The organism is Kitasatospora papulosa (assembly GCF_000717245.1).
GTDB lineage: Bacteria > Actinomycetota > Actinomycetes > Streptomycetales > Streptomycetaceae > Streptomyces > Streptomyces papulosus.
Window position 1 is genome coordinate 72,998 of record NZ_JNYQ01000003.1, and the last position, 22,642, is coordinate 95,639.

24 protein-coding genes are annotated in these 22,642 nt (G+C 69.6%); 11 read left to right on the forward strand and 13 right to left on the reverse strand.

The window, feature by feature from the left end:
• Positions 1-108: 108 nt before the first annotated feature.
• Positions 109-2,430 (forward strand): molybdopterin cofactor-binding domain-containing protein, encoded by a 2,322-nt coding sequence (locus tag IA22_RS0108740; RefSeq protein WP_030123214.1) that lies wholly within the window; start codon positions 109-111, stop codon positions 2,428-2,430.
• A gap of 15 nt (positions 2,431-2,445) precedes the next feature.
• A complete protein-coding gene (locus IA22_RS0108745; RefSeq protein ID WP_014158152.1) occupies positions 2,446-2,922 on the forward strand; it encodes a (2Fe-2S)-binding protein in 477 nt (158 codons plus the stop codon).
• 118 nt (positions 2,923-3,040) lie between these two features.
• On the opposite strand, the gene eno is transcribed toward IA22_RS0108745, so the two are convergent.
• The gene (gene eno / locus IA22_RS0108750) at positions 3,041-4,378 is read right to left on the reverse strand and encodes a phosphopyruvate hydratase (protein ID WP_030123216.1); all 1,338 of its coding nucleotides are present in this window, start codon (positions 4,376-4,378) and stop codon (positions 3,041-3,043) included.
• Between the two features lie 162 nt (positions 4,379-4,540).
• Between eno and IA22_RS0108755 the strand changes: the two genes are divergently transcribed.
• From IA22_RS0108755 to IA22_RS0108765, 3 genes are all read left to right on the forward strand, one after another.
• Positions 4,541-4,963, forward strand: coding sequence for a MarR family winged helix-turn-helix transcriptional regulator (locus IA22_RS0108755; RefSeq protein ID WP_014158150.1), 423 nt, complete (start codon positions 4,541-4,543; stop codon positions 4,961-4,963).
• Positions 4,964-5,410: 447 nt separating this feature from the next.
• On the forward strand, positions 5,411-6,916 hold the full coding sequence (gene proP / locus IA22_RS0108760; RefSeq protein WP_030123217.1) for a glycine betaine/L-proline transporter ProP: 1,506 nt from the start codon (positions 5,411-5,413) through the stop codon (positions 6,914-6,916).
• Between the two features lie 103 nt (positions 6,917-7,019).
• Positions 7,020-7,664, forward strand: a complete 645-nt coding sequence (locus IA22_RS0108765) for a DedA family protein (protein ID WP_030123218.1) — start codon at positions 7,020-7,022, stop codon at positions 7,662-7,664.
• Positions 7,665-7,818: 154 nt separating this feature from the next.
• Here IA22_RS0108765 and IA22_RS0108770 read toward each other — a convergent pair whose 3' ends face one another.
• Positions 7,819-8,130 (reverse strand): chaplin, encoded by a 312-nt coding sequence (locus IA22_RS0108770; protein WP_015575749.1) that lies wholly within the window; start codon positions 8,128-8,130, stop codon positions 7,819-7,821.
• Positions 8,131-8,372: 242 nt separating this feature from the next.
• Between IA22_RS0108770 and IA22_RS0108775 the strand changes: the two genes are divergently transcribed.
• The gene (locus tag IA22_RS0108775) at positions 8,373-8,891 is read left to right on the forward strand and encodes a DUF4396 domain-containing protein (RefSeq protein WP_030123219.1); all 519 of its coding nucleotides are present in this window, start codon (positions 8,373-8,375) and stop codon (positions 8,889-8,891) included.
• 47 nt (positions 8,892-8,938) lie between these two features.
• Here the strand turns inward: IA22_RS0108775 and IA22_RS0108780 are convergent, their stop codons facing one another.
• From IA22_RS0108780 to IA22_RS0108800, 5 genes are all read right to left on the reverse strand, one after another.
• On the reverse strand, positions 8,939-10,177 hold the full coding sequence (locus IA22_RS0108780) for a SpoIIE family protein phosphatase (RefSeq protein WP_030123220.1): 1,239 nt from the start codon (positions 10,175-10,177) through the stop codon (positions 8,939-8,941).
• 306 nt (positions 10,178-10,483) lie between these two features.
• Positions 10,484-11,284 carry a GNAT family N-acetyltransferase gene (locus IA22_RS0108785; RefSeq protein WP_014158144.1) on the reverse strand — a complete coding sequence of 267 codons (801 nt, stop codon included), beginning with the start codon at positions 11,282-11,284 and terminating at the stop codon, positions 10,484-10,486.
• A gap of 289 nt (positions 11,285-11,573) precedes the next feature.
• Positions 11,574-13,061, reverse strand: a complete 1,488-nt coding sequence (locus IA22_RS0108790) for a glycoside hydrolase family 43 protein (protein WP_014158143.1) — start codon at positions 13,059-13,061, stop codon at positions 11,574-11,576.
• Positions 13,062-13,290: 229 nt separating this feature from the next.
• Complete coding sequence (locus tag IA22_RS0108795; protein ID WP_030123221.1) at positions 13,291-13,839, reverse strand: hypothetical protein; 549 nt, start codon at positions 13,837-13,839, stop codon at positions 13,291-13,293.
• Positions 13,840-13,881: 42 nt separating this feature from the next.
• Positions 13,882-14,778, reverse strand: a complete 897-nt coding sequence (locus IA22_RS0108800; RefSeq protein WP_030123222.1) for a LysR family transcriptional regulator — start codon at positions 14,776-14,778, stop codon at positions 13,882-13,884.
• Positions 14,779-14,948: 170 nt separating this feature from the next.
• Between IA22_RS0108800 and IA22_RS0108805 the strand changes: the two genes are divergently transcribed.
• Positions 14,949-15,785, forward strand: coding sequence for an EamA family transporter (locus IA22_RS0108805; protein WP_030635282.1), 837 nt, complete (start codon positions 14,949-14,951; stop codon positions 15,783-15,785).
• Positions 15,786-15,853: 68 nt separating this feature from the next.
• On the opposite strand, the gene IA22_RS0108815 is transcribed toward IA22_RS0108805, so the two are convergent.
• Both IA22_RS0108815 and IA22_RS0108820 read right to left on the reverse strand, forming a co-directional pair.
• Positions 15,854-16,051, reverse strand: a complete 198-nt coding sequence (locus IA22_RS0108815) for a hypothetical protein (RefSeq protein ID WP_081889782.1) — start codon at positions 16,049-16,051, stop codon at positions 15,854-15,856.
• Between the two features lie 73 nt (positions 16,052-16,124).
• On the reverse strand, positions 16,125-16,448 hold the full coding sequence (locus tag IA22_RS0108820; protein ID WP_038272047.1) for a hypothetical protein: 324 nt from the start codon (positions 16,446-16,448) through the stop codon (positions 16,125-16,127).
• Between the two features lie 316 nt (positions 16,449-16,764).
• On the opposite strand from IA22_RS0108820, the gene IA22_RS0108825 reads away from it, so the two are divergent.
• The 4 genes from IA22_RS0108825 to IA22_RS0108840 all read left to right on the forward strand — a co-directional run bounded on the left by IA22_RS0108825 (position 16,765) and on the right by IA22_RS0108840 (position 19,772).
• Positions 16,765-17,283 carry a toxin-antitoxin system HicB family antitoxin gene (locus tag IA22_RS0108825; RefSeq protein ID WP_014158138.1) on the forward strand — a complete coding sequence of 173 codons (519 nt, stop codon included), beginning with the start codon at positions 16,765-16,767 and terminating at the stop codon, positions 17,281-17,283.
• A gap of 82 nt (positions 17,284-17,365) precedes the next feature.
• Positions 17,366-18,214 carry a DUF4097 family beta strand repeat-containing protein gene (locus IA22_RS0108830; RefSeq protein ID WP_030123226.1) on the forward strand — a complete coding sequence of 283 codons (849 nt, stop codon included), beginning with the start codon at positions 17,366-17,368 and terminating at the stop codon, positions 18,212-18,214.
• A gap of 74 nt (positions 18,215-18,288) precedes the next feature.
• Positions 18,289-18,969, forward strand: coding sequence for an ABC transporter ATP-binding protein (locus IA22_RS0108835; protein WP_030123228.1), 681 nt, complete (start codon positions 18,289-18,291; stop codon positions 18,967-18,969).
• 11 nt (positions 18,970-18,980) lie between these two features.
• Positions 18,981-19,772, forward strand: a complete 792-nt coding sequence (locus IA22_RS0108840; RefSeq protein WP_030123229.1) for an ABC transporter permease — start codon at positions 18,981-18,983, stop codon at positions 19,770-19,772.
• Positions 19,773-19,908: 136 nt separating this feature from the next.
• Here the strand turns inward: IA22_RS0108840 and IA22_RS0108845 are convergent, their stop codons facing one another.
• The 4 genes from IA22_RS0108845 to IA22_RS0108860 form a co-directional block, all read right to left on the reverse strand.
• A complete protein-coding gene (locus tag IA22_RS0108845) occupies positions 19,909-20,409 on the reverse strand; it encodes a GNAT family N-acetyltransferase (protein WP_030123230.1) in 501 nt (166 codons plus the stop codon).
• Between the two features lie 137 nt (positions 20,410-20,546).
• A complete protein-coding gene (locus IA22_RS0108850; RefSeq protein ID WP_014158133.1) occupies positions 20,547-20,807 on the reverse strand; it encodes a hypothetical protein in 261 nt (86 codons plus the stop codon).
• 296 nt (positions 20,808-21,103) lie between these two features.
• Complete coding sequence (locus tag IA22_RS0108855) at positions 21,104-21,538, reverse strand: VOC family protein (protein ID WP_030123231.1); 435 nt, start codon at positions 21,536-21,538, stop codon at positions 21,104-21,106.
• A 134-nt stretch (positions 21,539-21,672) separates the two neighbouring features.
• Positions 21,673-22,482, reverse strand: a complete 810-nt coding sequence (locus tag IA22_RS0108860; protein WP_030123232.1) for an alpha/beta fold hydrolase — start codon at positions 22,480-22,482, stop codon at positions 21,673-21,675.
• Positions 22,483-22,642: the final 160 nt, after the last annotated feature.

The following is a 22,642-nucleotide window of genomic DNA, read 5'->3' on the forward strand; positions in this document are numbered from 1 at the left end:
CACACATGAAGCCCTCGACGCGAACGCACCGCAGCGGGACGACACGCGTCCTCCGCCGAACCCCGGGTCACGTGACTCCGCAGAGGCACGAGCGAAGGAGCGCAGCCGATGCCCGGCGCTGACCGTCCGGCCCCGCCGTCCTCCGGAAGCCCTGCTCTGGGCAGGCGACGTTTCCTGGGATACGTACTGGCCGCGCCGACCCTGGTGACGGCCGCCGAACTCGCCCCCGCAGAACCGGCAAGGGCCGAAAGCGCTGCGGCCGACATCCCTTCCGCGGACGTCACGGAGCTGGTCGACCTCAACGACGTCATGTCCGCGGCGGCCCTGCCGACCTCCGGTCTGATCACGGTCCAGGTGCACACGGACGAGACGGTGTCCTTCGCGTTGCCGCGGGCCGAGGTGGGACAGGGCATCACCACCTCCACGGCCATGCTGATCGCCGAGGAGATGGACGTACCTCTAGCCAACGTGCGGGTCACCCTGGCCGACGCGCGGCCGGAACTCGTCTTCAACCAGCTCACCGGCGGATCCAACACCACCATCGCGACCTACACCCCGGTGCGGGTCGCAGCCGCCGTCGCACGCGGCCGACTGCTCGAAGCCGCGGCGGTCGCGCTCGACAGCGCCGTCACGGAGCTCACCATCAGAGCGGGGGTGATCACCGGGCGCGCGGGCAGGAGCACCACCGTCGGCGCACTGGCCGAGAAAGCCGCGGCCCTGCGCACCCAGCGGGTCAGCACCGCACTCAAGCAATCCGATCGTTTCACCGTCATCGGTACGCCGCAGGGCCGCATCGACGCCCTCGACGCGGTCACCGGGCGCAAGAAGTTCACCATGGACCTCGACGTCCCGGGCGCCGCGCCCACCATGGTGTGCCGCCCGCCGACGATCAACGGACGGGTGGGGTCAGTGGCCAACGCCGACGAGGTCCGGGCCATGCCGGGCGTCACCGACGTCGTCGCGATCACCACCGGGGTGGCCGTGCGGGCCCGGACCTTCGGGCAGTGCATCGACGCCGTGCGCGCTCTCCGCGTGTCATGGAAGCCGGGCAGCGCGGAGGGCAAGTCCGACGAGACCGTACGCCGGGAACTGGCGGCCGCCGAACTCCCGCTCGGACTGCCGCCACTGACACCGAGCGTGGAAGGCAGATTCACCTTCCACTTCCGCAGCAACAGTGCGCTGGAGACCAACTGCGCCATCGCCGACGTGCGGTCCGACCGCGCCGAGGTCTGGTCCAGCCTCAAGGCACCGATCGTCGCGAAGGAGGCGATCGCGGCGCGGCTCGGCCTGCCGCTCGGCGCCGTGACGGTCCATGTCACCGAAGGGGGCGGGTCCTTCGGCCGCAAGCTCTTCTTCGACGCCGCACTGGAAGCGGTCGAGGTTTCCCGGAAGACGGGGAAACCGGTCAAGCTCATGTGGCATCGCGCAGACGACTCCCGCCAGGGCCGCACCCATCCCATGGCCACGTCCCGCGTCCGTATCGCCCACGTCGGGGACACCGTCCTGAGCTACAAGCAACGGCACACCAGCGTAGCCACCGACCTCGGCCACGGCTTCGGTGAGATCCTCACCGCCATGGCAGCGAGACTGCCGGTGGCCGACCTCGGATTCTCGGAGACCTTCTTCCAGCTCTCCCAGTCGATGCCGTACGACTTCGGAGTCAGCAGCCGGCTCCTGAACGAGACCGACAAGGGCTTCAACACGGGCAGTATGCGCAACGTCTACTCACCCGATGTCACCTGCGCCCGGGAACTCATGATCGACAAGCTGGCGTCGAAGACGGGAAAGGACCCCTACCGGTTCCGCCGTGACTCCCTCAAGGACGAGCGGTCCAGGGCCGTGCTGGAGAAGGTCGCCGAGGTCGGGCGCTGGGGCAGGGTGATGCCGGACGGCACGGCGCAGGGCATCGCCTTCCACTCCGAGTACCACTCGGCCAGCGCGGTCCTGGTGGAGATCGACTGTCGGCCCGGAACCGTCGGCCGCCCCGTCCGCGACGGGGTGACGGGGCCACGCGTCACCAAGGTCGTCCTGGCCGTCGACGCCGGTCTCACCGTCAACCCACGCGGGCTCGAGGCTCAGATGATGGGCTGCGCCATGGACGGCATCGCCCTGGCGCTGACCTCCAGTCTGCACCTGCGCGACGGGTACTTCCTGGAAGCGAGCTGGGACAACTACTTCTACACCCGGCAGTGGAACACACCGCCCGAGCTGGACATCGTCATCATGCCTGACACCACGGGGAAGCCCGGCGGAGCGGGAGAGCTGGGCGTCGCCGCCTCGATGGCCGCGGTCGCCTGCGCCTACGGCCGGGCGACCGGGACGATGCCGACCACGTTCCCGGTCAACCACGGCACCCTCTCCTTCGAACCCAAACCGACCACCCCGCCGGTCCCCCAGTCACCGACCGACGGCCTGGACCACGCCTACTGACGTAAGGATCCCTCCGTGCCCGAGCAGACATTCCGCCTCAACGGCGAACAGGTCACCGTGGACATCGGCGACGACGTACGTCTGTTGTGGGTGCTGCGCGACGTCCTGGGTGTCACCGGCCCCAAGTACGGCTGCGGCATCAACGTGTGCAAGGCGTGCACCAGCCACCTCAACGGCAGGGCGGTGAATCCGTGCGCGATCCCGGTGGGAGAGCTGACACCGACCGACGAGGTGACGACGATCGAAGGGCTCGCGGACACGGTGTCCGCGGACCTGCACCCGATGCAGCAGGCATGGATCGACCAGGATGTCGCCCAGTGCGGCTACTGCCAGCCAGGTCAGATCATGGCGGCGGTCGCGGTCGTGCGCAGGGCGGCGGAGGAAGGCCGCGAGGTGACCGACGCCGACCTCGACGGCATCCGCAACATCTGTCGCTGCGGCACGTACGTCCGCATTCGTGAAGCCATCCGAGCCGGCGCCGAGAACATGTGACGGTGTCGGGGTGCCGTGCCCGGCCGCCCGCTCCGGTGTTCTCACGAACGCGTCTCCCCCGCCGGTGGGGTCCCGATCGTGACCGGAAGCCCACGCGGCTTCTCCCTGTGTCCGCCGCTCAAGCCCGGCGCAGTGCGGAGCGGCCCGCGAAGCGCGCCGAGTCGCCCAGTTCCTCCTCGATCCGGATCAACTGGTTGTACTTCGCCGTTCGGTCGGAGCGGGAGAGCGACCCTGTCTTGATCTGACCGCAGCCCGTCGCCACCGCCAGATCCGCGATGGTGGTGTCCTCCGTCTCCCCGGAGCGGTGCGACATGACAGCAGTCCAGCCCGCCTCATGGGCCAGGGACACCGCTCCCAGCGCCTCGGTCAGCGTCCCGATCTGGTTGACCTTGACCAGGACCGCGTTGCCCACGCCCGTGCGGATACCTTCGCGCAAGAGTGTCGCGTCGGTGCAGAACACGTCGTCACCGACGAGCTGGCAGCGGTCACCGACGCGGGCGGTCAGCTCGCGCCAGCCGTCCAGGTCGTCCTCGGCCATCGGGTCCTCGATGGAGACGACCGGGTAGGCGTCGACAAGGTGGGCCAGGTAGTCCGCCTGCTCGGAGGGAGTACGGCGCAGCCCCTCGCCCGCGTAGACGTACACCCCGTCCCGGTAGAACTCCGACGAGGCAGGGTCCATGGCCAGGCCGATGTCCGTGCCGGGGCGGTAGCCGGTCCGCTCGATGGCGGTCATCACGAAGTCGAGCGCCTCCTCGGCCGTACGCAGTGCGGGTGCGAACCCGCCCTCGTCGCCGACGCCCGTGGAATGGCCGGCGGCCCGCAGGTCACGGCGCAGTGTGTGGAAGACCTCGCTGCCCATGCGGACGGCTTCGGCGAAGGTGTCCGCACCGACGGGCGCGATCATGAACTCCTGGAAGTCCAGTGGATTGTCGGCGTGGGCGCCGCCGTTGACGATGTTCATCATCGGCAGCGGCAGGAGGTTCGCCTCTCCACCTCCGAGGTGGCGGTGGAGAGGCAGGCGGTGTGCCGCCGCGGCGGCCTTGGCAGCGGCGAGGGAGACTCCGAGAATCGCGTTCGCCCCGAGCCGGGACTTCGTCGTGGTGCCGTCGAGGGCGATCAGCGCGGCGTCCAGGCCCGTCTGATCGGCACCGTCCCTGCCCCGGACTGCCGCCGCGATCTCTCCGTTGACGTGGGCCACCGCACGGTCGACGCCTTGACCGTGCCAGCGCCCGGTGTCACCGTCGCGCAGTTCCACGGCTTCCCGGGCCCCGGTGGAGGCTCCGGAGGGGACGGCCGCACGCCCCAGGGACCCGTCAGCCAGTACGACGTCGACCTCGACCGTGGGGTTGCCCCGGCTGTCGATGATCCGGCGGGCGGTGACGGTCTCGATCGAGCGGTCGACGGTTCCGACTGCGGCTGCGGCTGCGGCTGCGGCTGCGGCTGCGGCTGCGGACATGGGAGTTCCTTCCCTGGTTCGTGTGCCGTGACTCCGGCTGCGACAACGCTGGCGCTGAGCCCGACGACGAAAACTCTACAGCAATGCTGATCAGTTTGGCTGTACAGCATTGCTGTGCAGACCGGCCGCACAGTCGTGCTGACCACCGGGGTAAAGTGCCCTATGCCCACCTCGGAAGCCGCCGCCCTCGCCGCTGAACTGCGCACAGCGATGGGCAAGCTGACCCGACGCGTCAGACACGAGGACCGCATCCCGCTGGGCCAGGTGGCCGTGCTCGGCGCACTGGACCGCGACGGCGCAATGACCACCAGCGACCTCGCCGCCGATCAGCGCGTGCGCCCCCAGTCGATGGCCCGTGCGGTGGGGCTGCTCATGGAACAGAACCTGATCACACGCCGGGCCCATCCGACGGACGGCCGCAAGTCACTGGTCGAACTGACGGACGCCGGCCGGGCGGCCCTCGAAGCGGAGCGTGGCCGCAGGGCAGGCTGGCTCGCGCAGGCCATCGAGGCCGAACTCACCGATCAGGAGCGGGCGCTGCTCACGCAGAGCGCCGCCCTGCTGGAGCGGCTCGCCACCCGCTAGTGCCGTAACGGGAACGTCGGCGTCCGTCACTCGTCGCTCTGCCGGAAGGCGCAGACCCCGGGGCCTCGCGCGCGGTGGCACAGCCCGGCCGGTCACGCACGGTCCCGGTGCCCGGGCCTCCCCCGGTGCGACGCGACCGAGGACGAGCCGATCCCTCCTCACGGGAACCCGGGCCGCGCCGACGATCGCCACGGCCTCCGGAAGAGCGCACTCCTGTCCTTCCCGTCTCGTCCATACGGGTCGCCTGACTCACCCCTTCGGCACAGTCACACAGCGTTCCGACGACGGGGCGGGGAAGGTGGGCCTGCCGAGGACGCCAGCAGGACCGCGGCGAGTGTGACGGCGGGACGAGCAGAGCAGAAGCGAAGGGCAGGTCATTCATGCCGGGACCGAGACGACAGCCGCGCGTTCCCCGGCGCCGGAGTGACCGGGGGGGCGACGGACCAGATGGTGCGGACGCTGCTGCGGCGTCGCAAGAAGGTCCTGGCCGCCGAGGATGTGACGGTCACCGATCCGCCCAAGGTGCGCCGCGCCGTGACGGCAGCGGCCCTCGGCAACACCATGGAATGGTTCGACTTCGGTGTCTACGCCTATCTCGCGGGCACCCTCGGCAAGGTCTTCTTCCCGTCGAGTTCGCCGGGCGCGCAGGTGGTGTCGACGTTCGCGACGTTCGCCGCCGCCTTCCTCGTGCGCCCGCTCGGAGGGCTGGTCTTCGGTCCGCTGGGTGACCGGGTGGGGCGCCAGAAGGTGCTCGCGGTCACCATGATCATGATGGCGGCGAGCACGTTCGCGGTCGGTTTCCTCCCTTCCTACGCCACCATCGGCTTCGCCGCCCCCCTGCTCCTGCTGGTGTGCCGTCTGGTTCAGGGTTTCTCCACCGGCGGCGAGTACGCGGGCGCCACCACGTACATCGCGGAGTACGCGCCGGACAAGCGACGGGGCTTCCTCGGCAGCTGGCTGGACTTCGGTACCTTCGTGGGCTACTCGCTGGGTTCCGGCCTGGTCACCGTACTGACCGCGACGATCGGCACGGAGGGACTGACGGACTGGGGGTGGCGCATCCCATTCTTCGTCGCGGGGCCGCTCGGTCTGATCGGTCTCTACATGCGGCTGAAACTGGAGGAGACTCCTGTGTTCCAGCGCGAGGAGGAGGCGCAGGCCGAAGCCCTGTCCGAGGGCGACCCGGTCGAACAGGCCCGTCAGTCCGGTAAGGGACGGCTGAAGGAGATCTTCACCAAGCACTGGCAGGCAGTCCTCATCTGCATGGGTCTGGTACTGCTCTACAACGTCACGAACTACATGGTGACCTCCTACCTGCCGACGTACATGTCCGGGACGCTCGGCGAACCGGAGACGAGTTCTCAGCTCCTGGTCCTCGGGACCATGCTGCTCGTGGTCCTGACGATCACAGCGGTCGGCAGGTCATCGGACCGGTGGGGCCGGCGGCCGGTCTTCATGGCCGGGAGCGCGGCGCTCATCGTGTTCGCGATCCCGGCCTTCCTGCTCATCCGGGAAGGCGGCATCCTGCTGCCGGCGATCGGGTGCGGCATCCTCGGACTGCTCCTGGTCTGCTTCGCGGGGACGTCCGCCTCCACGCTTCCGGCGCTGTTCCCGACACGCATCCGCTACGGCGCTCTGTCGATCGCCTTCAACATCTCCGTTTCGCTGTTCGGCGGGACCACCCCGCTGTTCGCCTCCGCGCTCGTGGAGGCGACGGGCAACGACATGGTCCCCGCCTACTACCTGATGGTCGCCGGTGTCATCGGACTCATCTCGTCCTTCTTCCTGCACGAGACCGCCGGCAAGCCGCTGCGCGGTTCGGGACCCATGGTGGAGACCCCGGAACAAGCACGTGCGCTCGTGGCACGTAGCAGGACACGAGCGGGGCGGCAGGCACGCGACGTGTGGATCCGGATGCGGCATCCGTGGAGCAGGGACGAGCACAAGAGCTGACGGCGCTCCGCTCAGGGGGGGGCTGTCGCCGTGACCGGCGCCCCGCTGTCGGAACCTGACCTCTTCAGGTTGGCTTCAGGTTGGGGTCGCTAGCGTGGCCCGCATGATCGACAGTGGCGCGACCCGATGGGTGACCGACCTGATGAGCACCCTCGGGGCACCGGGCGCCGGGCTGGCCATCGCGTTGGAGAACATCTTCCCGCCGCTGCCCAGCGAGGTCATCCTCCCGCTGGCGGGATTCACCGCGAGCGCCGGGGGGATGGGGCTCTACGCCGCCCTGGTGTGGACGACCATCGGATCGGTCGTCGGAGCGCTCGCACTGTACGGCATCGGGGCCGCCCTGGGGCGCGACCGGATGGTCGCCCTCGCGACCAAGGTTCCGCTGGTGAAGGTCGCCGACATCGAGAAGACGGAGGCGTGGTTCGAACGCCATGGGACGAAAGCGGTCTTCTTCGGCCGGATGATCCCGGTGTTCCGCAGCCTGATCTCGATTCCGGCGGGCGTCGAGCGCATGCCCCTTCCCGTCTTCCTCACGCTGACCACGCTGGGTAGCGCACTGTGGAACACGGCCTTCGTCCTGGCCGGATTCTTCCTCGGCGAGCGCTGGGAGGTGGTCTCCGAGTACGTTTCCGCCTACTCCAAGGTCGTCCTCGGGGCGGCCGCCCTCGCTCTCCTCGTCCTCGTCGGGACACGGGTCTTCCGGATGGCCGGTTCGCGGAAGGCGGGCGACCGGGCGTCCGGCCGATAGCTGTCGGCCGACGGCCGGGCGCCGCAGGAAGACGTGGCGTACGCACCGGGCGTCTGCGCCCTGGGGAGCAAGGGCCCGAGCCAGGACTGAGGCGGCCGCACCTCGCGCGGGTCCGGGCCGCCTCCGTCCGTACGCTCACACGCCTTCGGCAGTCCTACTTGCCGTGGTGCTTGCCCTTGGCGTCGCTGTGGTGCTCCCCCTTGCCGTCTTCGTGGGCACGGTCGAAGTCGCCGTTGGCGCAGGTGTTGCCGAAGCTCGGGTTCAGCAGACCGATGATGTTCAGCGAGTTGCCACAGACGTTGATCGGAACGTGGACAGGGACCTGGACGACGTTGCCGGAGAGGACTCCGGGCGAGCCGTGGGCAAAGCCTTCCGCACCTGCGTCAGCGCTGGCCACGCCCGCGCCGCCGAACGCCATGGCACCTGCAGCCACGGTCATGACTACCGCACTTCCCAGCTTGAACATGAGGTCTCCGCAGATCGAGTGCCGTCGCTCGGACGCGACGGCTGCGTTTCACCATGCGGATTCAGCCTCGCCCAAGCCATCGACGCGCCATTCCCCGTGTCCCGTGTCGCCTGAACGGAGGGCTTCAGGGCTGGTCCGGGGTGACTGCGGGTGGTATCGGAATACCCCCAGGGGGTATAACGTTCTCACTCTGTGGAAGCACGGATACGGGTCCACACTGGACAGAAGTGGGGATGATGGTCATGGATCACAGCACGCACCACGCCGGTCACGCGCACGACCTCGCCACCGATCAGCACCACGCCGAACCTCATCGGCACGCGCCGAAGGCATCCTGGCCCATGGCGGCGAAGGCGACACTGCACTGCCTCACGGGGTGCGCGATCGGTGAGATCCTCGGCATGGTCGTCGGCACCGCCCTGATGTGGGGCAACGTCGCGACCATGGTTCTGGCGATCGCGCTCGCCTTCGTGTTCGGCTATTCGTTCACATTGCTCGCCGTCCGGCGGGCGGGCCTCGACCTCAGGACTGCGATCAAGGTCGCCCTCGCTGCCGACACCGTGTCCATCGCCGTGATGGAACTCATCGACAACGGCATCATCGCCCTGGTCCCCGGCGCGATGGACGCGCAGCTGTCGGACGGGCTTTTCTGGTCGGCACTTCTGGGCAGCCTCGCCGTCGCCTTCCTCGTCACGACACCGGTGAACAAGTGGATGATCGGACGGGGCAGGGGGCACGCCGTCGTCCACGCCTACCACTGACCACCGCTTTCGGCCGGTCGGGCCCGGGCAGCCCGAGGCGGGCCGGTTCAGAGACGGATGACGACGAGGGCGATGTCGTCGGCGGCACCCCCCGCGACACCGAGACGGTCCAGCAGCGCGTCGGCCAGCCGGTTGGGGGAGAGAGAGCCTTCCTGGGTGAGGGCTGTGCTCAGGCGGGCAAGGCCGACGTCGATGTCCTCGTCGCGGCGCTCGATGAGGCCGTCGGTGTACATCACGAGCGTGTCCCCGCGGGTGTAGGGCAGCCCCGCCTGTGGACGGGGCACGTGGTGGGGGCGGGCGCCGAGCGGCGGATCGGTCGCCTGGTCCAGCAGTTCGCAGGACCCGTCGCAGTGGCGGAGCACCGGCGGCGGGTGTCCGGCACTGCTGTACATGATCAGTTCACTGCGCGTGTCGATGAGCACCTTGACGGCGGTCGCGGCCGTCGCGCCGTCCAGGGAGCGGGCGTAGAGACCGAGCACCTCCAGAGCCTGGGCGGGACTGGGGATGGCGCGGATGACCGCGCTCAGGGCACTGCGGAGCATGCCCATGACGGCGGCGGCGTGCAGGCCGTGGCCGACGACGTCACCGACTGCGGCGGCGTAGCGGTCCGGTGGCAGGTCGACGACGTCGTACCAGTCTCCGCACACGTTCAGCGACGTCGTCGCCGGACGGTAGCGCACGGCGATGTTGTCGTCGTGCCGGTCCAGGTCGGGGACGGTGAGCATGGCTTCCTGCAGGGTGACGGCCACCTGTCGTTCGCGGGCATGGGCCGAACGCAGCTCCCGGTTCAGCCGGTAGAGCTCATCGGCGCGCGCGTACAGCTCGGCCGCCATGCCCTTCTCCCGCTCGGTGAACTCCTCGGTGAGCTGGCGTGCGTGGCGTGAATGGACGAACTCCGTTACGTTCTCGGCCCGTTGAACGATCCACTTCACCGTGCCGCCGGACCCGGTGATCGGCGTGTGGATGGAGGACCACCAGCGCTCCTCGAACCCGCCCGGCTGGTCGGGTGCGGGGATGTCGTACCTCTGCAGCACCAGAGTGTCCGGTTCCCCGGTGTCCAGAACCCGGTGCAGTGACCTCTTCATGTTCTGTTCCGCGTCACCGGGGGCCCCGGGTCGCTCAGGCAGGGCGTCGAAGAAGTACTTGCCGACCAGCTGCCCCCTGGTCTGCCGGGTGGTGTGCAGATACGCCGCGTTGACGTACGCGATCGTCAAGTCCGTGTCGAGAATCAGATACGGGCTCGGTGTGGCGTCGAAGAAAGCTCCGAAGTTGATGTCGGCCGTCATCACGCGCTCTCCACGGTCCGGGAGAGAGACCTCTGACCATTCCAATCTACGCGGGATCCACCGGCCGGGCTCGGGATCGGGATCGGGACGGAGTCCACGAGCTCTGGCGCCACGCCACGACGCTGCCGGGGCCTCCGAGCCCGGTGCGGCGCAGGGCGGCCTCCGCGTCACGTGCTGCATCAGCTCTCACCCGGCGAGCTCAGCCCTGCCCGCGCCCGGAATCCCGGGCGTCTCACGAGTGCGTCGGCACCAGTCCGCAGACGCCACACAGGAGCGGCGGATCCTGTGGTGCGAGGCCCACCGCCGTCAGTCCTGCAGCGCGAAGAAGCGCATCGGTGAGTTCGGCTTGAATCCGATGCGCGGGTAGACGGGCGCACCGGCGGCCGTGGCATGAAGGGTGGCGCGCCGGAGGCCTGTCGCCCGCCCCCCTTCGAACAGCGCCTTCCGTGTGACCGCCTCGCCGTAGCCGCGGCGCTCCCACTCCGGGTCGGTGGCGACGAGGACGACGAACAGGCGGCCGTCCGCCTCCACGGTCGCGGCGCACGTCACCGGCTCACCGTCACGCAGACCCAGGTAGGCGTACACGCCGTCCTTCCACAGGGCGGAGCCGACGAGCCCGTCACGGCCGTCCTCCGGAGGGAAACCGTAGGCACGGGAGTTGAGGTCCGCGTAGGCGCGCAGGTGTTCGTCGGTACGCACACGGACGAACGTCAGGTCCCGGTGGGCCGGTTCGCCGATGGGCAGCAGATCCCCGGCCATCCCGGTGCCGGCGAACGCGTACTGGAGGCCGGCCCGCTCCGCGGCCGGGTCCAGAGCGACCCGCGCAGCCTCGTCGAGGAGCTCTTCGAAGACCCAGAGGAAACCGGCATGCGTCTTCGAACGCATGATGTCCGCCGCCTCGTGCAGCCGGCGTCGCGTGACCCTCGCGTCCGCGCCGACTTCGGTCAGCGTGACGCAGTTCCAGAAGGCGAACCGGCAGTCGGCCCAGCGGACGGCGAGGCCGGGCAGATCACGCACATCCGCGTTGTCATCCCGGTCGAGCACCATGGCACGCCAGACCACGGCGAGTTGCTCCATGGACTCGATCGGCTCCGCACGATCCGTCACGACGACTCCTGAAGTTGTTCGAATGCGCGCGGAAGTGCGTTCCGCTCCGCAACCCCCCTCTGAGGCAGTGGATGCTAAGCACCCGTGTCCGAGCCCATGGAACATCTCGGCCATGTCGGTGTCCCCCGGCGTCCGGCACCTGCGGAACGGAGGCCGGGCAGGAGACGTGGTTTTGCGAGCCTCGGCCGCCGTAGGTGACCGGCCGGGAAAGCCGAGATCGGCAGGCCCCGGTTCTTCGCCGGGGCCTGCCGCTGCCGGTTGAACGTCTCCCCGTCGACAGGAGCGTCGGTCAGTTCGTGTAGACCTCCGCGCGGTCGACGCTGATGAACGAGGCGCCCGACCGGTCGCCGTGCTCACCGGTGACCCGGATCCTCAGGGTGTGGCGACCGTTCGGGAGCTTGGGGCTGAGATACTGCAGCGTCTCGCCCGTACGGGGGGACCCGTAGTAGTCGAGGCGTTGTTCCGGACCGCCGTCGACACTGAGGGCCGCGATGCCGTTGCCGGTGTCACGGACGGACAACAGGGCGATGCGGGTGCCGGTGAACGTGTACGTCGCGGTGTTGCCCGCCCTGTCGGTCCAGTGGTCATCGCTCCAGAAGCACTGGGCCGCGCATCCGGTCCCTGAGTTCCACGTGCCCGTGTAGGTGACGGTCCCGTCGCCACTCGACCGTCCGTCGTCGTTGATCCAGTAGTTGCCGGATCCGGGGTCGCCGGAGGGCACGTTCTGAGTGGCTCCGAGCGCGAGGGGGCGACCGAAGTCGGGGCTGCCGTCCGCCTTCCACGTGAACTTCTGTGCGCGGGTGGTGCGGTTGGAGTAGGTGTAGTCGGACGTCGTTTTCGCGTGGTAGACGATCCAGTCCTCGGTGCCGTCTGGTGAGCGGAAGAAGGCGTGGTGCCCCGGCCCGTACACGCCCCGGTCATCGGCTCGGGAGAACACCGGCCCCGGGTGCTGGGTCCAGTTGCCGGGCACGAGGGGGTCGGATCCCGACGGCAGGGACATCATCTGGATCTGGTAGTCCGGCTTGCCCGTGTCGCAGGCGGAGTACGTCATCCAGGTCCGGCCGTTCCGGTACAGGAACTCCGGCCCCTCACGGACCTCCGGGCAGCCTCCGGCGCCGTCGACGGCGACCGCGTTGCCGGAGACGGTGTAGGGGTTGGACATCGGGGCGATGTTGAGGCCGTTGTGCTGGTACTGGTTGATCCCGCTGTAGGCCAGGTAGAGGCGGCCGTTGTGCTGCAGGATCCCGGCGTCGATGGCGAAGTCGTTCGCGTGGTTGGGTGGCGCCAGCTTGGCCTTGAAGTGGTACGGGCCGGCCGGATCGTCCCGGTCGGACTCCAGGACGTACAGGCGATGGTGGTCGTCCACGCCGTCGTCGGCCGTGTAGTAGAGGTACCAGCGGTCGCCGAACCGGTAGAACTCCGGCGCCCAGATGTTGCGGTTGCGGGAGGGATCGGAATCGGTCCAGACCGTGACCGGGTCCGAGGTGAGCAGGGTACTCAGCGAGGGCGAACGCCACATCCGGATGCTGTCGCCCTGGGTGGCGGTCAGGTAGTACATCCCGTTCCAGTGCGTCATGAACGGGTCGGGGCCGGTGTTCAGCGGATTGCGGAACGTACCGGCTGCCGCGACCCGCGCTGCGGAACCCGATTCCGCGTCACCCGCCAACGCGGCGGGCGCACCGCTCAGCAGGCCGGTCAACAGGGCGAGGAAAGCGACCAGCACGGCGGCGCAACGGCGGACGGCCGGGCAGCTCGACGACGCACGGGAGGCGCGCATGGATGGCTCCTTAGGACGGGAGAAGCTCGTTCCAGCTGGGGGGCGCTACTCAATTACAACGATGTAACCGCGAGGAAACCGTAGGGAAGGCTTCTGGCGGTGTCAACGGTGGGCGGTCTCCGAGACGCACTGAGGAAGGGAGGTCCCGCGCGTCGTACCCGCGTATGCCGCACGTCGTGCGCCTCGGGCGGTCGGGTGCCGATCGCGGGACGGACCGCGTTCGCACCGTTCAGCGAGGGGCCTCGGACATGAAATCCGCGACCAGCTCCGCCGGATTGGCCTCCGAGGTCAGCGTGAACATCGCGTCCGGGTCGAACATGTCGTACAGGATCACCGGGACGGGCCGTCCCAGCGCCTCCATGATCCGTCCGCTCCCGTGGAGGCGCCGAGCCACCCCGACGCACACCTCGTAGAACCATTCCACCAGCAGCTCGTCGCGGCCGTCCGGCTCGTCGTCGTCCTCGTACCAGAACCCCCGGGATTCCGCCTCCCGCCGGTGTGCGGCCGCGCCGGCGGGATCACGTCCGACCTCCCGCACCCCCTCCAGCCCCGTCGCGGGGAACGACGCGTAACTCCATCGCGCCTCCCAGGAGTCCGACGCGAGGGCGGCGTGCTCCGCGGCGTACGCCTCGGTGGTGTATCCGACCGCCACGTACGGGAACCTGGGGTCCTGATCGACACTGTCGATCCGGAAGGTCACCGCGTAGATCCCGTCGCCGGCCGGAAACCCTCCGACGACCTCGTCCGTGATCCGCTCCACGTGTTCCTGAAATTCCATGTGCCGCTCCACGATCGTCTCCTCCCCTGCACTCCCGACCGCTCAACTCGCGGGGGTGCGCTCATCGTTCCGGTACAGCTCGATGGCCAGGGCAACAGCGGCGTGGGTGGCGGGGTGGGCGTCCTGGCGGCGCCACATGAGGTGGACCGGCACGGGATCCGCGTCGCGCACAGGACGGTAGGTGATGCCGTCGCGGCGGTACTGAACGGCGGTGGCCTGGGGCGTCACGCCGACGCAGCGCCCGGTGGCGATGGCGGCGAGCCAGTCGTCGATGTCATGGGTGTACTCCACGACGGGCTGTGCGGTGCCGGACCACAGATTCATCGTGGTGGTGCCGGTGCGACGGTCGATGGCGAGGGTGCGGGTGGCGATCTCGTCGATACGGACGCTGCGGCGGCGGGCCCAGGGATCGTCGGATGCAAGAGCGACGACGCGCCGCTCGTGGCCGACGAGCGCGTGCGACCAGGACTTCAGATCGAGAGGAGCACGGATGACGGCGATGTCGCACAGCCCCTCGGCGAGGCCACCGGTGGGGGCGTTGTGCCGGATGAGCCGGAGCTCCGTCCCGGGGTGGCTGCGGTGCCAGCGGCGCTGGAACTCCGTGGTGTGGCGGCCGAAGGCGGACCAGGCGTGGCCGATGTGCAGCCGGGCGTGCCCGGCGGCCGCGGCGGTGACGAGTTCGTCGGCACCGGAGAGCAGGAGCCTGGCGCGGGCGAGCACCTGCACTCCCGCGGGTGTGGGCGCGACCGCCCGGCTGGTGCGGTGCAGCAGGCGGACACCGAGGATCTTCTCGAGGGCGAGCAGGTTACGGGAGACGGCGGCCTGGGAGATGCCCAGCTCGATCGCGGCATCGGTGAAGCTGCCGGCGTCCATGACGGCCGTCAGACAGCGCAGGTGCCTCAGCTCCAGTCCCGCCAAGGCTCCTCGATGCGTATCCATACGCCCAGCGTATCGACAGCGCCATTGATGCATTTTGCGCATGGTGCTGGATCCCGCACCGTGAGCGCATGGTGCTGAGAACTTCTGGGAGCGCCGCCGGCCGGGCTGCTGCCGCTGTCGACGAGACGTCGTCCGCTCGGCGAGCAGGCCGCCTCGGCGGAGTGGCGTTGATGGTGGGCAGCGGGCTGTCCAACCAGGTCGGGGCGTCCGTGGCGGCACTGGCCTTCCCGGTGATCGGACCGGTGGGGGTCGTCGCGGTACGCCAGTGGGTGGCGGCCGGGCTTCTCTGGGCGGCAGGCAGACCGCGTCTGCGGTCGTACACCTCAGCACAATGGCGACCGGTGCTGGGACTGGCGCTGGTGTTCGCCACGATGAACCTGTCCCTCTACACGGCCATCGACCGTATCGGGCTCGGACTGGCGGTCACCCTGGAGTTCCTCGGTCCACTGGCGGTGGCCCTCGCCGGATCCCGTAGGCGGACGGACGCCCTGTGCGCCCTCGCGGCAGCCGGCGCGGTCGTCGTACTGGCCCGCCCCTCCCCGTCCACGGACTACCTCGGCATCGGCCTGGCCCTGCTCGCCGCGGTGTGCTGGGGCTGCTACATCCTGCTGAACCGGACCGTGGGCAGACGCCTGCCCGGTATGGAGGGCTCGGCGGCGGCCGCAGCCGTCTCAGGCGCGCTCTACATTCCCGTAGGAGCCGTCGCGCTCTGGCGGAATCCCCCCGATCCTGCGGCTCTCGGCTGCGCTCTGGCCGCCGGACTGCTGTCGTCAGCTGTTCCGTTCCTTGCCGATCTGCTCGCACTGCGCCGTGTCCCGGCGCACTTCTTCGGCGTGTTCATGAGCGTCAACCCGGTCCTCGCCGCGGTTGTGGGCCTGGTCGTGCTGGACCAGCATCTCGCCCCCACCTCCTGGGCGGCGGTCATGGTGATCGTCGGTGCGAACACCGTCGCCCTCACCGTGTCAGCCCCCACCGTGAGGAACGGAAGGAGGACGAGGGCCGGATGAGTTGTCGGACCGCGCGCGGCGGCTCGGGACCTCGGGCCGACCGGGTGGCGGTGAGTCAGGCACGGCTGTCAGGAGGCAGCGGGAACGGGTCCGCCGGGCCGGAATCGCTCCACACCCACGATGTGCCGCACCTTGGTCGGATGTACGATCACCGCCACCCGCCGCTCCACGGGCATGGTCCACTCGAACCGCTCACTGCCGAGGTACTTCCGGGCCAGCCGGTCCATGCGGTCGTGCGCCTCCTCGCCCTCGACGAAGCGGGCCACCTCGCCACTGATCTGAACACGATCGAAGGGATCGACGGCGTCTCCTCTGCGAGCCGACGCCGGGCCGTATCCCCTACAGCGGCTGGTCGGCGTCGAGTTCGCCGACGCCGTCTTCCCACCGTCGGCGCCGCTCCGTGAGGGATTCCTCCCACCACGGAGTACCGCGCTCACCGAGCGCCACCTTCGCCGTGTGCACCCGGCGCCGGGCCCGCTTCTCGGCAGCGGTGTCGTCCTTCCGCCGTGAAGCGGCTACCGCGCGTCGTGCCGCCATGAGGTGGCGACGCAGACGGGCTGCGACGTCCTCGGGGATCTCCGGGTCCGTCGCCCGCCACTTCCGGCCCTTCACCACGATGTAGCGCCCATCGGGAGTCCGCTCCGGCTGCGCAGGTGAATCCATACGGCTCATGCTGCCTCACCGGGAGGCGGGTACGGGCTGCGCCGGGCGGTTCCAGCTCAGCCTGAATCCTTCGGGCCGGACTCACCCGCATCGCCTGCATGGCATCACACGGCTCAAGATTGACGCCATATGGCGCCACTTAGTGCCAATCGGCGCCATCTCGGACGCCACCTACTGCCTGAACCAGAGCGAGACACACCTCACCTGAACGAAAACCCGCCCATCCCAGCAGGTCAAGAGGGTTTCTATGCACGGAGGCCGAGAGATGGGGGCATGTCGGTTGCGTGTGGCACCACAGTGGTGCCATTATGGCGTCATGGATCTCACGCCGTATGTCAACACCCTCCGCCGCGAACTCGCGGTGGCCGCCGAAGCCGGTGGCGACGAAGCCCGCGAGCTGGCGGAGAGGCTCACCGCCCCCCTGGAGTCGGCGGCCCGGCTGACCATGCTCAACGTGCTTTCCGCCGCGACGGACGAGATCACCCGTGAACTCGCACCCGGCTCGGTCGACGTACGGCTGCGAGGCCTCGACCCCGACTTCGTGGTGACACTCCCGCCCACCGACGGCGGCGCCCCCACGGAGCCGTCCACGTCCGCCGGGCCGTCGTCGCCCCCCGCCCCGGCCGACGGCGACGAAGGAGGCACCGCCCGCGTCAACCTGCGCCTGCCGGCTCACCTGAAGGCCCGCGCCGAGGAGGCGGCGGCCCGCGAGGGCCTGTCGGTCAACGCGTGGCTGGTACGCGCCGTGTCGTACGCGGTCGACGGAGGCGCACGACCACGCGCGACGGAGAAGTCCAGGAGCGTCGGACAGAGCTTCACGGGCTGGGTGCGCTGACCGCACCCGGCCCCACGTCTGCTTCACCCACTTCACGTCCCACAGCGGGGACGCCCTGAGAACCCAAGAGGACGGGACAGCCATGCCTTCTTTCGACACTCCCGAACCGATCTCGGCCACGGCCCACATGGAGGCCGGGTCCCTCCAGTTCACCGCGAGCGACAGTCGCACGACGGTCGTCGAGGTGCGGCCCCGTGATCCGCGGAAGGACCTGGACGTGCGGACGGCCGAGCAGACCGAGGTCACCTGTGCGAACGGTGCACTGACAGTCAGGACACCCAAGTCGAGCCTGTTCGGTCTCGGCCGTACCGGCGTCGTCGACGTGACGGTCGAACTGCCCACGGGTTCCCGCGTCGACGCGACCGGAGCATGGGCCCAGGTGCTCGGCGAAGGCCGGCTCGGCGAGGTCCGCGTGAAGACGTCGTCCGGCGACGTACGCCTGGACACCACCGGCCCCCTGCGCCTGACCGCGTCGCACGGGTCGATCACCGTGGACCGCGTCGAGGGCAGGGCCGAGATCACCACGAGTTCCGGCAGCATGCGCGTCGGCCTCCTCGACGGCCCCGCCGTGCTGAAGAACTCGCACGGCAGCACGACCGTCGGCTCCGCCACCGGCGAACTGCGGGTGAGCGGCGCCAACGGCGACATCGAGATCCGCCGGGCCGAGGACTCCGTCACGGCGACCACGGCCCACGGCACGCTACGCGTGGACAGCGTGTGCCGCGGCACGGTCCAGCTGGAGACCAATCACGGGGCCATCGACATCGGCGTCCGGGAGGGCACCGCCGCCTGGCTCGACGCCAGCTCCGGCCGCGGCCAGGTACGCAACGCCCTGACTTCGTCGGACACTCCGGGGGAGACCGAGGACACCGTCAAGATCCGCGCCCGCACCCGCTGGGGCAACATCGACGTCCGCCGCGCCCACGGCTGAGCAGGGCAGGCCGACTCACCCACTCCCCCCACCACTTCCACCTTCGCCGGGAAGGCACCATGTCCCCATCTGTCATGCCCACATCCAATTCCGCCGACGTTCTCCGGTCTCCGGCCGCCGTCTCCGCCATCGGGCTGCGCAAGTCCTACGGCGACAGGACCGTCCTGGACGGCATCGATCTGCGTGTTCCCGCCGGGTCCGTGTTCGCGTTGCTCGGCCCGAACGGCGCCGGCAAGACCACCGCCGTGAAGATCCTCTCCACCCTCGTCTCGGCCGACGGCGGACAGGCACAGGTCGCCGGTCACAACCTCGCCACCGACCCGCAGGCCGCACGGGCGGCGATCGGGGTCACCGGGCAGTTCTCCGCCGTGGACGGGCTGATCACGGGCGAGGAGAACATGCTCCTGATGGCCGACCTGCACCGCCTGCCCAAGGCCGAGGGGCGGTGGGTCGCCGCCGAACTCCTCGAACGATTCGACCTCACCGACGCCGCGAAGAAACCCGCCTCCGCCTACTCCGGCGGCATGAAACGCCGCCTCGACATCGCCATGACCCTGGTCGGCGACCCCCGCATCATCTTCCTCGACGAACCCACCACCGGCCCCAGCGACGGCAGCCAGCGCGACCTGCGCACCATCCTCGACCGCCTCGACACCGCCGGCATCGACGCCGACGAACTCACCGTCCACACCCCCGACCTCGACGACGTGTTCTTCGCCCTCACCGGCCCCGCTACCGTCCCCGCCCAGACCTAGGAGGAGGTCCGATGAGCGCCTTCACCCTCTCCGTGCGCGACTCCCACACGATGCTGCGCCGCAACCTCCTGCACGCCCGCCGCTATCCCTCCCTGACGCTGAATCTTCTGCTCACACCTGTCATGCTCCTGCTGCTCTTCGTCTACGTCTTCGGCGACGTGATGAGTGCGGGTCTGGGAGGCGGCGGGGCGGACCGTGACGAGTACATCGCGTATCTGGTCCCCGGCATCCTGCTGATGACCGTCGGCTCCACCGTGGTGGGCACCGCAGTCTCCGTCTCCACGGACATGAACGAGGGCATCATCGCCCGCTTCCGCACCATGGCCATCCGCAGGGAGTCGGTTCTCGTCGGGCACGTCCTGGGCAGCGTGCTGCAGTGCGTGATGAGCGTGGTACTCGTCGGCGTGGTCTCGGTGGCCATCGGGTTCCGGGCCACCGAGGCCACCGCGCTGGAGTGGGTCGCGGCGTTCGGGTTGCTCACGCTGTTCGCCCTGGCGCTGACCTGGATCGCGGTCGGCATGGGTCTGTCCAGCCCCAACGCCGAGGCGGCGAGCAACAACGCCCTCCCGATGATCTTCCTGCCGCTGATCTCCAGCACGTTCGTCCCGATCGACGCGATGCCCGGCTGGTTCCAGCCGATCGCCGAGTACCAGCCCTTCACCCCCGCCATCGAAACCCTCCGCGGGCTGCTCCTGGGCAGCGAGATCGGCCACAACGGCTGGCTCGCTCTCGCCTGGTGCCTGGGACTGGCCGTGCTCGGCCACCTCTGGTCCACGTCGCTCTTCGGCCGCGACCCCGAGTAGCGGGCCAGCTACGGGCCGGCCGGTCGAGCGCCCGCCGCGATTTGTCCCGTCCGCTCCGGTCGGACGGCGGCGTACACCACCGGCACGCCGTTGTACGCCGCCCTGTTCGTTGCCGGGGACGCACGGCCCGAGCTGCTCAGACGGCGCGCTCCATGCACACGAGTCGGCTCCGACCGTCCCACGACTCGGTGGCGGTGAAACCGAGCCGCTCGTACAGGGCGATGGCGTCCGTCCGCCACTGCCAGACCGACAGGCACACCGTTTCGACCCCGAGGTCCGCAGCGTGCGACAGAGCCGCGGTGACCAAGCCGGACGCGATGCCCTTCCCACGGAGCTCAGGAACCGTCCAGAGCCTCTTGACCTCGCACCGCCCGCCGACGGCAGCGGTCACCACCAGACAGCCGACAGCGGCGTCCCCGTTCAGCGCCAGCAGCACGACATCGTCGGCGAACGCGCCGTCCGGGTCCAGGACCTCTGCCCGGTAGCGCTCCGGCAGCCGGTCCACGTCAGCGACGGCCGCGCCCTTCTCCGCCTGCGTCCGCAGGTGGTAGGCCGCCAGCAGGACAGCGAGTCCATCCTGATCGCGGGGGCCCTGCGCCGGCCGGCGGACGAAGGAGATGTCACGTCGATCAGTCATCCGACCAGCATCACATGTGCAGCGGACCTGCCCCCGGGGCAGGTCCGCTGCACACGGCGGGCGCGGCAAGCCGCAGACTCATTCCTGCCTTCCGACGGCAGGCCACTGCGGCGCACGGAATCCGCGCCGCGGAGACGTCAGCCCGTCGACTCGTCCGGCGCCGGATGTTCCGGGTGTACTCCGGCCTGGCGAGCGGCGTCGCGGCCTGATCCGGCCTCGTCGGGGTCGGGCACGTCCCCGTCGGGCTCGGAATCCGGGTCCGCCGCACCGGGCGGGACGATCACGTCGAGGGCGTCCTCGCCCTCCTGTACCTGCTGGTCCGGCATGTCGGCGGGTATCGGCGGCGGGCTGGCCTCCGCCCCTGTGTAGGCGGTTCCCTGGGGCCTGCGGTCGGTCATGTCGTAGCTCCCGTCGGTGCGCGCCCCTCCTGGTACGGGGCGAGCCGGTGTCGCACGTCGCGTACCCCCTGCGCCCGGAGCGACGCAGGGTGCACCGCCACGACCTGCGGTGTGTGACCTGCGACCGAGGGTGAGTGGCGGGTCCGTCCCGGCCGCCTTCTCCAGCCTGCCACTCCCCCACAGGTCCGGCCCGCTCGGAGCGAGGGGAGGCGGTGAGCCGTACGGAACCCTGCGGGCTCCGGGCAGGGTTCCGGCCGTTCGTCCGTAGCCGGCCGGCACGGGGAAGTCCCCGCCGCTCAGTCGAGACAGAACTCGTTGCCCTCGATGTCGTGCATCCGGATGCACGACTCGTTCTCCTCGTTGGCGGGCATCACCTGCTCGCACACGGCGCCGAGCGCGACCAGTCGCGCGCACTCGGCCTGAAGCGTGGCGAGGCGCTCCTCACCCACGAGCCCGGCACCCGCTCGCACATCGAGATGGACCCGGTTCTTGACGACCTTTCCTTCGGGAACGCGCTGGAAATACAGCCGCGGGCCCACGCCCGAGGGGTCACTGCACGAGAACGACGCCCCCTGCTGCTCCGTGGGCAGCGTGCGGTGGTAGTCGTCCCAGGTCGCGAACCCGTCCGGTGGCCGCGGTACGACGTAACCCAACACCTCGCACCAGAAACGTGCGACGCGCTCGGGTTCCGCGCAGTCGAAGGTGACTTGGACCTGCTTGATCGACGCCATCGGGTCACCATAGCGGGGGGCTCGGCACACGTCTCAGGAGTTTTTCCGACGACACAGCGGTCTCCGGTGCGCCACACGATCCCGAAACGGAGGGCTCGACATCCGCCAGTCGCCGGACGATCCGGCCCCGGCGTTCAGCTCGCGCCGCCGCCTGGCGCCCCGGCCGCCGGCGCGCGTCGGACGGGCATCATCGTGTCCACCTCGTCCTGTGAGAGATGTTCGAGTATCAGCCGGTCAACCAGGGCCGGCTTCTCCAGGGGGACGAGGTGGGACGCACCGGGGACGACTGCCAACTGGGCACCTGGGACCGCACGGTACAGCGCGGTCGTGTGCTCCAGCGTCATCATGTCGTCGTCGCCGACCATGACGAGCAGGGGGGCCTCGACCCGCATGAGGTCCTCGGTGGTGAGCGTCGGCTGGGTGCGCCACATTTCGATCATCTTCGCCGCGACCACCGGCCAGTGGCCGGCGCCGTCCGGCGAATCCGCCTCGTACATCTCCCGGAACAGCGCGAGGTCGGGCCCCTCCGGAGTCATCGCGTCGAGCATCGCGGGTTCGACGAAGCACTCGGACGACGGCCGGAAGTTCGCTCCGATCGCCACGACCCTGCGTACGAGGTCGGGCCGGGCGATGGCCATGAGCAGCGCGACGACACCTCCGTCGCTCCACCCCACCAGATGTGCCGGTCCTTCCACGACCCTCTCCACGAAGGCCAGCATGTCTTCGGCCATGTCCCGGTAGGAGAGTGGCCCCGCGACGTCGGGAGTGTGCCCGTGCGCACGCCGCTCGGGCAGGAGTACCTGATAGGCGGCGGCGAGGTCGGCGCGCTGCGCGCCCCACGTGGCGTTGGTACAGAAGCCACCGTGCAGCAGGACCAGCGGCTCGCCGCTTCCGTCGGTTTCGTACCACGTCCTGACACCGGGAAGGTCCACGTAGTCACCCATGCCCCAGTCCTCTCCGGACCACAAGCCCTCTCAGGTCAGTGTGCGCCGCGCCCAGGAGGCCCGCCAGACGGATCGAGGACCGCGGTCGCCCGTCGCGCCCGCGCCCCGGGCGAGCATCACGGACGTAGCTCACGGCTTCGGCCGGGTGGAAGGCACCACG

Coding starts and splice junctions, on each gene's coding strand:
- IA22_RS0108860 (WP_030123232.1), bottom strand. CDS start 22,482: ATGGGTGACTACGTGGACCTTCCCGGTGTCAGGACGTGGTACGAAACC.
- IA22_RS0108780 (WP_030123220.1), bottom strand. CDS start 10,177: ATGACGGCCGACATCAACTTCGGAGCTTTCTTCGACGCCACACCGAGC.
- eno (WP_030123216.1), bottom strand. CDS start 4,378: ATGTCCGCAGCCGCAGCCGCAGCCGCAGCCGCAGCCGCAGCCGCAGTC.
- IA22_RS0108755 (WP_014158150.1), top strand. CDS start 4,541: ATGCCCACCTCGGAAGCCGCCGCCCTCGCCGCTGAACTGCGCACAGCG.
- IA22_RS0108830 (WP_030123226.1), top strand. CDS start 17,366: ATGCCTTCTTTCGACACTCCCGAACCGATCTCGGCCACGGCCCACATG.
- IA22_RS0108840 (WP_030123229.1), top strand. CDS start 18,981: ATGAGCGCCTTCACCCTCTCCGTGCGCGACTCCCACACGATGCTGCGC.
- IA22_RS0108775 (WP_030123219.1), top strand. CDS start 8,373: ATGGATCACAGCACGCACCACGCCGGTCACGCGCACGACCTCGCCACC.
- IA22_RS0108825 (WP_014158138.1), top strand. CDS start 16,765: ATGGATCTCACGCCGTATGTCAACACCCTCCGCCGCGAACTCGCGGTG.
- IA22_RS0108795 (WP_030123221.1), bottom strand. CDS start 13,839: ATGGAATTTCAGGAACACGTGGAGCGGATCACGGACGAGGTCGTCGGA.
- IA22_RS0108820 (WP_038272047.1), bottom strand. CDS start 16,448: ATGGATTCACCTGCGCAGCCGGAGCGGACTCCCGATGGGCGCTACATC.
- IA22_RS0108805 (WP_030635282.1), top strand. CDS start 14,949: ATGGTGGGCAGCGGGCTGTCCAACCAGGTCGGGGCGTCCGTGGCGGCA.
- IA22_RS0108855 (WP_030123231.1), bottom strand. CDS start 21,538: ATGGCGTCGATCAAGCAGGTCCAAGTCACCTTCGACTGCGCGGAACCC.
- IA22_RS0108850 (WP_014158133.1), bottom strand. CDS start 20,807: ATGACCGACCGCAGGCCCCAGGGAACCGCCTACACAGGGGCGGAGGCC.
- IA22_RS0108835 (WP_030123228.1), top strand. CDS start 18,289: ATGCCCACATCCAATTCCGCCGACGTTCTCCGGTCTCCGGCCGCCGTC.
- IA22_RS0108790 (WP_014158143.1), bottom strand. CDS start 13,061: ATGCGCGCCTCCCGTGCGTCGTCGAGCTGCCCGGCCGTCCGCCGTTGC.
- proP (WP_030123217.1), top strand. CDS start 5,411: ATGGTGCGGACGCTGCTGCGGCGTCGCAAGAAGGTCCTGGCCGCCGAG.
- IA22_RS0108770 (WP_015575749.1), bottom strand. CDS start 8,130: ATGTTCAAGCTGGGAAGTGCGGTAGTCATGACCGTGGCTGCAGGTGCC.
- IA22_RS0108740 (WP_030123214.1), top strand. CDS start 109: ATGCCCGGCGCTGACCGTCCGGCCCCGCCGTCCTCCGGAAGCCCTGCT.
- IA22_RS0108765 (WP_030123218.1), top strand. CDS start 7,020: ATGATCGACAGTGGCGCGACCCGATGGGTGACCGACCTGATGAGCACC.
- IA22_RS0108800 (WP_030123222.1), bottom strand. CDS start 14,778: ATGGATACGCATCGAGGAGCCTTGGCGGGACTGGAGCTGAGGCACCTG.
- IA22_RS0108845 (WP_030123230.1), bottom strand. CDS start 20,409: ATGACTGATCGACGTGACATCTCCTTCGTCCGCCGGCCGGCGCAGGGC.